This is a genomic window from Anaerolineales bacterium (genome assembly GCA_022866145.1).
In the GTDB taxonomy this organism is placed as follows: Bacteria; Chloroflexota; Anaerolineae; order Anaerolineales; family E44-bin32; genus PFL42.
Genome location: JALHUE010000320.1, coordinates 1 through 11,759 on the forward strand (window position 1 = coordinate 1; position 11,759 = coordinate 11,759).

General features: G+C 66.3%; 10 protein-coding genes. 4 read left to right on the forward strand and 6 right to left on the reverse strand.

From position 1 onward, the window contains the following. Positions 1–523 (forward strand): hypothetical protein (locus MUO23_09905; GenBank protein MCJ7513267.1); only part of this gene is annotated, 523 nt, incomplete at its 5' end. On the opposite strand, the gene MUO23_09910 is transcribed toward MUO23_09905, so the two are convergent. The 3 genes from MUO23_09910 to MUO23_09920 all read right to left on the reverse strand — a co-directional run bounded on the left by MUO23_09910 (position 524) and on the right by MUO23_09920 (position 1,731). Further along, positions 524–1,027 (reverse strand): HNH endonuclease, encoded by a 504-nt coding sequence (locus MUO23_09910; GenBank protein MCJ7513268.1) that lies wholly within the window; start codon positions 1,025–1,027, stop codon positions 524–526. It abuts the gene before it with no gap. A 149-nt stretch (positions 1,028–1,176) separates the two neighbouring features. Next, positions 1,177–1,344: a hypothetical protein gene (locus MUO23_09915; GenBank protein MCJ7513269.1), complete on the reverse strand. Its 168-nt coding sequence runs from the start codon at positions 1,342–1,344 to the stop codon at positions 1,177–1,179. 15 nt (positions 1,345–1,359) lie between these two features. Next, positions 1,360–1,731 (reverse strand): hypothetical protein, encoded by a 372-nt coding sequence (locus tag MUO23_09920; protein MCJ7513270.1) that lies wholly within the window; start codon positions 1,729–1,731, stop codon positions 1,360–1,362. A gap of 107 nt (positions 1,732–1,838) precedes the next feature. Between MUO23_09920 and MUO23_09925 the strand changes: the two genes are divergently transcribed. Genes MUO23_09925 through MUO23_09935 form a run of 3 tightly spaced genes read left to right on the forward strand, consistent with a single transcriptional unit; the run spans position 1,839 to position 6,705 of the window. Further along, entirely contained in the window at positions 1,839–3,236 is a 1,398-nt protein-coding gene (locus tag MUO23_09925) for a bifunctional folylpolyglutamate synthase/dihydrofolate synthase (protein MCJ7513271.1), read from the forward strand. Next, positions 3,233–5,758 (forward strand): endopeptidase La, encoded by a 2,526-nt coding sequence (gene lon / locus MUO23_09930; protein MCJ7513272.1) that lies wholly within the window; start codon positions 3,233–3,235, stop codon positions 5,756–5,758. Before MUO23_09925 ends, lon begins: the two co-directional genes overlap by 4 nt. Positions 5,759–5,796: 38 nt before the next feature. After that, positions 5,797–6,705: an SH3 domain-containing protein gene (locus MUO23_09935; GenBank protein MCJ7513273.1), complete on the forward strand. Its 909-nt coding sequence runs from the start codon at positions 5,797–5,799 to the stop codon at positions 6,703–6,705. A gap of 200 nt (positions 6,706–6,905) precedes the next feature. Here MUO23_09935 and mfd read toward each other — a convergent pair whose 3' ends face one another. The 3 genes from mfd to MUO23_09950 are packed head-to-tail and all read right to left on the reverse strand — an operon-like array spanning position 6,906 to position 11,696. Continuing rightward, positions 6,906–10,400, reverse strand: coding sequence for a transcription-repair coupling factor (mfd, locus tag MUO23_09940; protein MCJ7513274.1), 3,495 nt, complete (start codon positions 10,398–10,400; stop codon positions 6,906–6,908). Position 10,401: 1 nt separating this feature from the next. Further along, positions 10,402–11,001, reverse strand: a complete 600-nt coding sequence (gene pth / locus MUO23_09945) for an aminoacyl-tRNA hydrolase (protein MCJ7513275.1) — start codon at positions 10,999–11,001, stop codon at positions 10,402–10,404. Continuing rightward, on the reverse strand, positions 10,998–11,696 hold the full coding sequence (locus tag MUO23_09950; protein ID MCJ7513276.1) for a hypothetical protein: 699 nt from the start codon (positions 11,694–11,696) through the stop codon (positions 10,998–11,000). The genes pth and MUO23_09950 overlap by 4 nt, the downstream gene beginning before the upstream one ends. Between the last annotated feature and the right edge of the window lie 63 nt (positions 11,697–11,759).

The window sequence follows — 11,759 nt, forward strand, 5'->3', positions numbered from 1 at the left end:
AGACCTGGGTCCGTTTCTGGAGACCGTCTTGAACCAAGGCCCGGCCGATATGCTGAGGCGGACGGACAGCCTGCGACAGGTGCTCAGGTCCCAGGCCCGTACGCTGGCAGTGATCGGCCGTTCGTCGTCCCACGTCTGGCGGGAACTCGAAGCCCGGGGCCGGATCTCCGTCCGGCTGTTCGTCGAAGAGCGCGGCATGCTGGCCAACGGACGCGCCGAGCGCGGCGAAGTCCGATCGATGATCGGTTGTATGATCGATGACCTGGGAGCGGAGGGCTTCGTCCGCCGGCTGTCAGGGATGGCTGATGCCGCATTGTGGGACACGCGGGTATGGATGGCCCACGCTGGAATTTGGCCGCCGGAGGCCGATCGCTTCGCGGCCGACATGGGCTGGCCCGATCAGGTGGCGGATCCTGCCCTGCGGCGTCTGACGGCCGCCGTCGCAGAAAGCCCAATCCCCATCCTGTGCGGCGGCCACGGCGTCGTCGCCGGCGCAGTCCTGGCGCTGCTCGAGACTCTTTAGCTACCAGCCCTTCAGGTAGGCTTCCCAGTCGCGGTTGCGCTCCAGGTGAGGTGAGAACAGGTACACGACGGTGGCCACCGGCTCACGTGGCACGCGTTGCAGGGCCATTCGTGCTTCCTGAACCGTCCTTCCACCCTTGCGCAGGTTGCACGTCGGACAGGCTGCAACCAGGTTGTCCCAGCGATGCTCACCGCCGCGGTGGCGGGGCACCAGGTGGTCGATCGTCAGGCGGGAGGCACGGGCTCCGCAGTACTGACAGGTGAAGTTGTCCCGGCGGAAGATCTCTCTCTTGCTCAGGCGCACCCGGGGGCGGGGTCGCTTCACGATGTGCCCCAAGCGGATAACAGATGGGCGAGGGAGGGTCAAGCGCACGGTGTGCACATAGCCGCGGCCGTTGGCCAGCATCTCGGCCTTGCCGGCGACAAGCAGGGTCAGCGCCCGGCGCGTGGTGCACACGTTGAGCGGCTCGTAGTTGGCGTTGAGGACGAGGACGGGCTCGTTCATCCAGGGATCGCCGCAGTCCGGCGGATTATATCATCTGGCCGCGCTCGAGCGAGGCCAGGGAAGTGGCAGGGCATTCTCTCATTCGAGGGCACGGGTCGGGGCGGGCGCGGCCCGATTCTCGGATGGGAGAGGGTCTGAATGCTGAAAGCTCAGACCGCCTTTTGGCGGAGGTACGTGCCGAGGTAGTCCATGGCCGTGACGACCAGGGCAATGGCCAGAACCTCGGCGCTGGCAGCGCGGTAGTTGAGCAGGTTGGCGTTGTGCTGGAGCAGGAAGCCGATCCCGCCGCCGCCGGCGAAGCCGATGATCGTCGACATGCGCACGTTGATGTCTCAGCGATACATCGTCAGGGAGACGTACGTCGAGATGATCCGTGGCACGGCGGCATCGATGATCATCTGCAGGCGCGTCGCCCTCGTGGCGGTGACAGCTTCCATCGGCCCGGCGCTGATGGTCTCGACATCCTCCGAGAAGAGCTTCCCCAAGGCGGCGATCATGTGAAGGGAGAGCCCCAGGACCCTGGCGAAGGGGCCAATGCCGACCCAGACGGCTATGACGAGGTCCATGATCACTGGTTCGACGGCGAGCAGGACGTTGAGCACGGTATAACGGAGGCGGATCGGTTTCTTCTCCAAACTTGTGGGTTTGGAGAGAAAGGGAGAGAAGGGCGGACCCAAAGGACCGTTGGGCCGGTTGGGTGCCACCTCCCTTCTGGCTTGCGGGGATGCAGCTATCACAGCGCGAAAGCAGTCCGGCCGCAAACGGGCCAGGGCTTGTCGCCCCTGGGGGCGGGCGTTACAATCCTCAGCCTATGCCTCGCACCTACCAGCAAGCCCTGTCCTACTTGTACAGCTTCGTCGACTACAGCGCCGAACGGAGCTACCGCTACGCCCCGGACGTGTTCGACCTATCGCGGGTCGTGCTGCTGCTCGAGCGCCTGGGCAATCCGCATCAGGCCTATCGAAGCCTTCACGTGGCCGGCACCAAGGGCAAAGGCTCCGTCTCGTCGTTCCTGGCGGCAGCCCTGCGCCAGGCCGGGTACCGGACCGGGTTCTACAGCTCTCCGCACCTGGTCGACTTCCGGGAGCGGGTGCAGATCAACGGCAGGGTGATCCCCCAGGGTGATCTGGCGCAGCTGATCGACGAGCTCGAGCCGGTGGTCGCTCAGGTCCCGGACCTGACCATGTATGAGATTGTCACCGTCCTGGCCTTCCTGTACTTTGCCCGGCAGGGAGTGGAGTGTGCCGTCATCGAAGTCGGGTTGGGGGGTCGGCTCGACGCGACCAACGTCCTTCACCCGCTCGTTTCGGTGATCACCTCCCTCTCCTACGACCACACCCACCTGCTCGGGGACCGCCTTTCGGACATTGCGGGCGAGAAGGCCGGGATCATCAAGCCGGGCGTGCCGGTCGTGTTGGCGCCCCAGCAGCATGAAGCCGAGAATGTCGTGGCCCGGGTGGCTGAGGAGCGAGGCTCACCCCTGGTTCGGGTGGGCAAGGAGTGGCTGTATGCCCCGGGGGTGCATGCCCTGACCGGACAGTCGCTGTACATCTGGTCGGCGGCCGAGCAGGATCAGATGGATGCCTTCGTCGAGTCCGGCGGAGGAGTGGAATGGGTCCCTCCCCGCTACGAGATCCCGCTGCTGGGCTACCACCAGGTCACCAACTGCGCCGTGGCGTACGCCGCGCTGCAGGTGGCCCGCAGCCAGGGCCTGGAGGTTCCCGAAGAAGCGATTCGGCGCGGCTTCGCCCAGACCACCTGGCCCGGAAGGTTCCAAGTGCTGTCGCAGGATCCGATTGTGATCCTGGATGCGGCCCACAATCGAGACTCGGCCCTTAAATTGCGCATCGCCCTGGATGACTATTTCCCCGGCCAATTCATCACCATGGTCTTCGGAGCCTCGGCTGACAAAGACCTGACCGGCATGTTCGACGAGCTGCTGCCGCGCGTCGCCCGGCTGATCGCCACCCAGGCGGATCACGCCCGGGCGGCCGAGGCGGGGGATCTGGCCACCCTGGCTCACGGGCATGGAACGCGGGTAGAGATTGTCACCCCGGTGTCCGAGGCCGTCGGGCGTGGCCTGAAGATTCTGCGCCCGGATGAAGTGCTCTTGGTGACCGGGAGCCTGTTTGTTGTCGGAGATGCCCTGCGCTACTGGGAATCGCTCGGCAAGATTACCGCTCCATCCGAGGCCGAGGTGCCGGCATGAACCGCGGCAGCGCCCGTTGGCAGCAGATCCCCGACCTCGGCGAGGGGATGGGGCGCCGAATGGAGGAGCTGTATGACGTCGAGGATGCGCCTGTCGATTCGGCTGGGCTGATTCAGTGTGCCGTCCTGCCCTTGCGGGACGCCGTCCTGTATCCGAACATGGTCACCCCGCTGTTTGTCAGCCATGACCCCACGCTGCAGGCGGTCGAATCCAGCTCGCGTGCCGGCAAGACCATGATCGCCGTCGCCCAGCGCGATCCGGACGTCGACAGTCCCGCCGAATCCGACCTGTACCGCATCGGGACCGAGGTGGCCGTTGGGCGGCTGATGCACCTGCCGGATGGATCGACCTCGGTGCTGACCCAGGGCCGGCGTCGGGTGGAGATCGTTGACTACGTCGGCGGCGGTCCCTTCCTGCAGGCGCGGGCGCGGCTGGCCGACGTGCCGGCCGAACGCAACAAGGAGACCGTCGCCTTGATGCGGGCTGTGCTGACGCTGTTCGAAAAGTGCGTCCAGCTCAATCGAACCCTCCCCGAAGAGGCTTACCTGTACGCCTCAAATGTCGATGACCCGGGATGGCTGGCGGATCTGGTCGCCTCCGCCCTCGAGCTGAGCATCCCGGAGCGACAGGGCGTCCTGGAGACCTTCGATCCGGTGACCCGGCTGCAACGCATCAGCGTCCTGCTCGGGGGCGAGCTGGACGTGCTGGAACTCGAAGACCGCATTCACAACCAGGTGCAAAGCGAGGTCGACCGCTCGCAACGCGAGATGTACCTGCGCGAGCAGATGAAGGCAATTCAAGTGGAGCTGGGCGAGGGCGATGTGTGGGCGCAGGAGATCGCCGACCTGCGCGAGCTCGTTGATCACCTCTCTCTGCCGGAAGAAGTTCAGGCACGCGCCCTGAAGGAGATCCAACGCCTGACGCAGATGCCGGCGATGTCTCCCGAAGTCGGCATCATCCGCACGTATGTCGACTGGCTGGTCGAGCTGCCCTGGAGTGAGGTCACGGTAGACAACTTGGACGTGCGCCACGCCAAGGAGATCCTGGACCGCGATCACTACGGCCTGCGCGATGCCAAGGATCGCATCTTGGAATACATTGCCGTGCGCAGTCTGGCGGGAAATAAGCAGCGCCAGCCGATTCTGTGCTTCATCGGCCCACCGGGGACGGGCAAGACGTCGATCGGCAGATCGATCGCCGAATCCCTCGGGCGCAAGTTCATCAGGATCTCGTTGGGCGGGATCCGCGATGAAGCCGAGATTCGCGGCCACCGCCGCACCTACATCGGCGCCCTGCCTGGGCGGATCCTGCAAGCCATGCGCCGGGCGGGCAGCCTCAACCCGCTCTTCATGCTGGATGAGATTGACAAGCTCGGCCACGATTACCGCGGCGATCCCTCCTCGGCCTTGCTCGAGGTCCTCGACCCGGAACAGAATCACGCCTTCTCGGATCACTATCTGGAGCTGCCTTTCGATCTCTCCAAGGTGCTCTTCGTGACGACGGCCAACAATCCAGGCACGATCCCGCCGGCGCTCCTGGATCGAATGGAAATCATCGAGTTCCTCGGATACATTGAGGAGGAGAAACTGGCGATCGCCCGCCAGTTCCTGGTGCCGCGCCAGATCGAGCAGAACGGGCTGAATGACCGCAAGCTCGCGATCTCTGCTGACGCCATCCGCATGATGATCCGGGAGTACACCTGGGAAGCCGGAGTACGCAACCTTGAGCGTGAGCTAGGAAAGACCTGCCGCCGCCTGGCGCGCCGTTTGGCGGAGGGGAAGCAGATCCCTCACAGGGTCACGCCTTCGCTGATCCCCAGCCTCCTCGGACCGCCCGAGATTAGCCCGCATGAGAAGGAGCGCGAGAACCAGATCGGCACATCGACCGGTCTGGCCTGGACCGAGAACGGGGGTGAAGCCATGTCGGTCGAGGTCCTTCTCGTTGATGGCAAGGGCAGCCTGCAGGTCACCGGGCAGGTGGGGGAAGTGATGCAGGAATCCGCTCAGGCCGCCTTGAGTTACATCAAGTCGCGGGCGCGACAGCTGCGGATCCGCTCGGAGCTCTTCGAGAAGCGGGACATCCACATCCATATTCCTGAAGGGGCTATCCCGAAGGATGGCCCCAGTGCCGGGATCACAATCGCCACTTCCCTCGCCTCAGCCCTGACCGGCCGCGCTGTCGATCGGGAAGTGGGGATGACCGGCGAGATCACGCTGCGGGGGCGGGTGCTACCGGTGGGCGGCGTGCGCGAAAAGGTCATGGCAGCCTACCGCTTGAAGCTCAGCCGGGTCATCCTTCCGCGGCAGAACAACAAGGACCTGACGGAGGTGCCGAAAAGCGCTCGCCAGGCGATCGACATCCGTCTGGTGGATCACATGGACGATGTCTTGAGCCTGGCGTTGGCGCCCGAGCAGCCGAAGACCACCCGGCGCCGGGCTCGGCCGGTCAAGCCGCGCCCTCGGTCGGTCAAGCCGCGCCCTCGAGCGGTCAAGCCGCGCTCTCGGACGGCGCCACGTCCCTGATCCCCGGCCGGCGTTGGCGCTCGGGCCCAGCGCCCGGCGTGGGAGGACCCCTGAACCATCCTCGCCCGCATGCCTGGCTGATTGTCGTCCTGGGCTTGGTTGCCGCGAGTGTGGGCTGTACCCGCGCCCCCGCCCGCGACCCTCTGCTATCAGGGTGGCAAGACAGAGCACCGGCGGAGGGCGCCGATTCCATTCCCGAACTACCCTCGCTCTCCCCACTGATCGATTACGGCGTGGTCCTCGTCGCCGAGGGCGACACCCTTCCGGTGCGGGAGCAGGCCGGTTCCTCGGGCGTTGAGATCGCCCGGCTGCTGCCCGACCAGCGGCCGGTGCGGGTCACCGGCAGGAGCAGCCTGCTGGGCAGCTCAGTCTGGGTCGAGATCGGACTGCCAGGTGGGGGGACAGGCTGGGCTCCGGCCATTCACCTGACCGAGGCCCGCACCTCGGATGAAGTCTGTTCCGATCCACGGGTGGCAGACACCCTGCAGCGATTTCTTCGGGCGGGTGAAGCTGCCGATCTCGGCGCCTTGGGCGGCGCCGTCAGTCCATGGCGGGGTGTGGCGATCCGCCTCGATGGACGGGGGGGCGAGGTTCACATTGCGCCCGGGGAGTTGGCGACCCTCCTCGCCTCGGCCAAGCCGATCGACTGGCAGACCCGGCCGGAGGCCGGCAGCGACACCACCGGGAGCTTCGCCCAGGCTATCCTCCAACCTCTGGCGAAGGCCGTGCAGAGCGTACCCGCTGTCTGCGGAGTCCTCCCGGCCGGCCAAACGGCCATCGCCCCAGCCTGGCCGACAGAGTACGCCAACCTCAACTACCTGGCGTTCTACACACCGGCTGAACCCGCCGGCTCAGAGTTTGGCTGGGATACCTGGGCAGTCGGGTTTGACTACGCTGGGGGCGACCCGTACGTGGCGGTGATCATCCGCTATCAAGGGGAGATCTAGCCTTCCGGCTGCACCAGGGCTCGGTCGTGCGCCGTACTCCATCCCTCGCTGGATGGCAGACTATCCGGCGGGCCCAAAAGCCCGGCTCGTCGAAAACTGGTCGGCGGCGCCGATGGGGAACCTTCCGGGGAGAGCGGAGGGAGACCGGGCGTGGGTCGCTCGGGGGAGACCTGCCGCGCCTCCCCTGTCCTGCAGGCGGCTCAACCGGCCGGCACAGCGGCGGGGTCAGGCTGGCCCAGCAGGTACAGCACCTGCTCTAAGCGCTGCCAGACCGCCTCCCCGGCGGCCGCAAGCCAAAGGCCTCGTTTGCTGCGCCGCAGATCGGGCGCCTGTAAGCTCGCCGGCAGGGCTTCGTGTGGGGCCTCCCGCAGCCGGATCAGCACCTGCCCATGCTCCAGCGTGACCGAAGTGACACCTGCCCGCTCCGCCAGGTTCTTCAAGCGAATCTGATAGAGGAGGTTGCGGACCTCCTCCGGCGGTTCGCCGAACCTGTCGCGCATTTCGTGCTGCAAGGCCTCGATGTCCTCCAGCGTGCGCAGAGTGGCGATCCGTCGGTACAGGCGCAGACGCAGGTCCCGGTCCGGGATGTACTCCTCAGGCAGGCGCATGCTCAGTGGCAGTTCGACCGTGACATCGAGCGGCATTCCTGGGAGAGGCAGCCGGTCCGAGATCGAGGGCAGGGCGGGAAAGCCTGCCCGAAGGCGCTCGATGGCGGAGGCGAGCAGTCGGGTGTACAGATGAAAGCCGATGGCGCTGATATGGCCGTGCTGGCGCATCCCCAGGATATCGCCGGCACCGCGCATCTCCATATCCCGCATGGCCAACGAATAACCGGCGCCCAGGTGGGAGTGCTCGGCGAGAGTCTCAAGCCGCTGCAGGGCCTCTTCGGTCGAGCGGTGTTGGCCATCGCGGAGGAAGTAGGCGAAAGCCCGCACCGCGCCCCGGCCGACGCGGCCGCGCAGCTGATATAGCTGTGCCAGCCCGAACGTATCGGCCCGCTCGACGATCAGTGTATTGGCGTTTGGGAAGTCGAGGCCGGATTCGATAATCGATGTGCTGAGGAGGACATCGACCTCGCCCTGGGCGAAGCGCTCCATCACCTGGGCCAGCTGTCGCTCCTGCATCTGTCCGTGCGCAATCTCCACGCTGGCCTCGGGCAGGAGCTGCTGCAGGCGCCGCCGGGCGATCTCAATCGTCTGCACCCGGTTGTGCACATAGAAGACCTGACCGCCGCGGTCGACCTCGCGCAGGATCGCCTGCCGGACCAGCCGAGGATCGTAGGCCCCGACATGGGTGACTACAGGCAGCCGATCGTCCGGGGGAGTGTTGATGGTCGAGATGTCTCGGGCTCCGGTCAGGGCCATGTACAACGTGCGCGGGATGGGGGTGGCGGTGAGGGTTAGGACGTCGATTTCGGTCCGCAGCTTCTTGAGGAACTCCTTGTGCGTGACGCCGAACCGTTGCTCCTCGTCGATGATCAGCAGACCGAGATCGCGCAGCCGGACATCCTTCTGCAGCAGCCGGTGCGTGCCGATGATGACGTCGATCTCGCCCTTCGCCAGGCGCTCGACGATCTCGGTGGCTTCCTGGCGGGTCCGGAACCGAGACAGCATCTCCAGGCTGACCGGGAACGCCGCCAGCCGCTGCTGGAAGGTGTTGAGGTGCTGCTGCGCAAGGATGGTGGTGGGCACCAGCAGCGCCACCTGCTTGCCGTCGAGCACGGCCTTGAACGCCGCCCGCAGGGCGACTTCGGTCTTGCCATAGCCGACATCACCGCAGATGAGCCGATCCATCGGGCGACTGCTTTCCATATCGCGCTTGACGGCCTCGAGCGCTCGAAGCTGGTCGTCGGTCTCGATGTACGGAAACGAGGCCTCCAGCTCGTGCTGCCACGTTGTGTCGGGCGAGAACGCATATCCGGTCACAGTGAGACGGCGGGCGTACAGATCGAGCAGGTCGCGGGCGACCAGTTCGACGGCGGCCCGGGCGCGTTGCTTGGCGCCCTCCCACTCCTGCGTTCCCAGACGCGAGAGCCCCGGCGCATCCGAGGCTTCGCCACTGCCCACGTAGCGAGTGATTCGGTCGGACTGGTGGATCGGCACGAACAACTGGGCGCCATCGGCATATTCGATCTGAAGGAACTCGCGGCGGATGTCGTCCACGGTTCTCTCGACCAAACCGGCGAACTGGCCGATCCCGAAATCGACGTGGACCACCAGATCTTGAGTCTGCAGATCGGCGAACAGCGCTTCAGGGGCGGCAGCCGCCTCCCGCAGGCGCGGCCTCGGGCGGGGCCTGCCCCAACCGAACAGCTCGGCATCGGTGAGCAGGTGAAGGGGAGTCGCGTCTGCCGGGAACAAGCTCCAGCCGTCGGAGAGGGCGCCGTTGACGAACCGCACCGCGCCGGGCGCGAGATCGGGCTCCAGGGCCGCCAGCGAGGCGGCTGGTGTACCGCGCTCGCTCCAGAGCTCAGCCATTCGCGGGGCCTGGCGGCTGACGAGCACGACCCTTTCGCTGGCGTCTTGGCGCGAGGCGACGAACTCCAAGATCTCGCGCACCTGGCCGCCGAAGCGCGGCGGAGCAGTGAAGCGATCCCCCAAAGCGGACTCATGGGCTGCCCCGGTCTGAACGTATCCGAGGTCGAGGAGGCGCCCTTCTGGCAGCGAGTCGGCGATCTCTGCCAGCCCCAGATAGGGAATGGGCGCATCCGGGGGGAGCTGCCCGGCTGCCTCCTGTTCCCTGCGCAGGAGCATGGCTTGCTCTTCCATTTCGGTGATCATGTCTTCAAATGCGGCCCGGTCGTCGACCATCACCAGGGCTGCTTCCGGGACGTAGTCCATCAAGCCGGCAGCCGCGTCGTGCATCCAGGGGAGAAAGTACTCCAGCCGGGCGGCGCGCTGTTCGAGGGCATCGCCGTCGAGGCCAGCCGGCAGCAGATGATCCCACTCCGGAAGGTAGAACTTGGGGAGCCCTTCCCGGGCTGGCGTCAACCGCACCCAGGAGACCTGCTCGCGAGAGCGCTGAGTCGCGGGATCGAAGGTTCGTAGCGAATCGAGCGAGTTGCCGTCGAATTCGAGGCGGATGGGATGGGATTCCTGCGGCGGCCAGAAGTCGATTAAGCCGCCGCGGTGGCTGAACCCTCCAGGTTCGGTAACCAGGGTTTCCCGTTGGTAGCCTGTCTCGAGCAGCAGCCTAAGCAATCGGTCGAGGCGCTGGCTGCTGCCGACGTGCAGCCAGCGAGAGTTGGCGATGAACACACGCGGCGGCAGGGTGCGGGTCATCAAGGCGCGGGCCGTGGCAAGGATGATGGCCGGCGGCGGCGGCGGTCGCTGGAGGCCCCCGGGCTGCAGTCCCTGGGTCAGATGGGCCAGCACGCTGGCCCGCTGCCGGATCGTCCTTGGCCCCCAGGGTGAGCAATCGTAGAACAACGGATTGGGTTCGGGGAAAGGGAGCACCGGGACCGTGCGTGTCCAGGCTGCCAGTTCCTCTTGCACGACGAGCTCGCGGTCGGTGCGGGATACCAGATACACGATCGGCTGGGCCAGGTTGTGAGCGATGGCAGCGACAAGCGCCGGACGAGCAGACCGCGGCACTCGCAGGGCTGACATAGGCGCGGTGCCAGCGGCAACGACCTCGAGCAACGACGGCACTTCTGGGAGTGCCCTCAGGTGATCGAGCAGGGCGGAGAGGTCCATGCTAGCCGGCGTCGCGGTTGAACTCGGTCATTGCGGCCTGAATCCCCGAGTCCAGGTAGGCCCGGATGCAGGCTTCGGCTCGCTCCAGCGTTTCCATCAACACGGGTTGCGCGCCGGGACCGAAGTTCTCGAGAACAAAGCTGGCCGGCGCCTGGCGTCCCGGCGGCCGCCCAATGCCGATCCGCAGCCGCGGGATTTCCAGCGTGCCAGTCCGCTCTAGGATGGACTGCAGACCCCGGTGGCCGCCGGAGGAACCCGAAGGTTTCAACCGGAGCCGACCGAGTGGGAGATCCATGTCGTCGAGCACAATCAGGGTCGCTTCATACGGGATGGCGAAATAGCGGGCGAGGCTGGCCACCGACCTTCCGGCAAGGTTCATGTAGGTCTGGGGTTTGGCGAGGAGGACCTTGCGGCCGGCAAGCTCGCCCTGACAGACCAGCGCCTCCTCCTTGCTCTTGCTGAAGGATAGCCCCCCCATGGCGGCCAAGCGGTCGAGCGCCAGGAAGCCGATGTTGTGCCGGTTGGCCTGGTATCGGCGGCCGGGGTTCCCCAATCCGGCGATCAAGTAGAGCGCTGGCGGCCCCGAGTTCTGGTCAGTCATGGGCGCGTGCTCCGTCGCCTGCGCCCGCGCCGAGCCCGGCGCCGGGGCACGGCCGCCTTTCCCCAGCGCCAAGCGCGGCGCCCGAGAACCACGATTCCTACGGCAACCAGGCTGGCCACGCCGGCGGCCATGCCGAGCCGCAAGTACTTCAAGACGATCTGCTCGGCAGGCGGCGAGGCAGCCGGTGGTGCACCCAGCTGGGCAGTCGGGGGCGGGGCATTGAGTAGGGCGATCATTGGCGGCGGTGTGGAGACCCTGTCCGCCGCCGGGGGCCGGGTCGGGGTGTAGTTGTGGACCTGCACGTCAGGCACCATGGCCTCCAGGCGGCTGCCGTCGTCCAGCAGCACCTGCAGCCGAAGCACATAGGTCTCATCGCTCAGGCCTCGAGTATCCCAGAGCGCGAGCGGGCCGTCGATCACCGGCGTAGTGACCGATTCGGCGATGGGGAACCAAGTTTGCGTCTCGTCGTTCGCATAGCCAAGGGATAGGTCGTACGAAACGAAGGCGGGGTGATTGGCCGAGCCGGCGATCGTAACCATGCCTGACAACGACTGCCCGGGGGCAGGAGAGGCGATCTCAGCGAACCCGGGAGCTTGGGCCGAGGCTAGGCCGCTATCTGCGCGCAGGAAAGCCAGCACCGCCGCCACGCTGGCCAGCAGCAGGGGAACGAGTACGGGCGCTGGTTGCGTTCTCATCCGATGTCCTTCCCGGCGCCAAGCAAACAATTAGTCTATCACAGCGGGCCGTGGCGGCGGTGG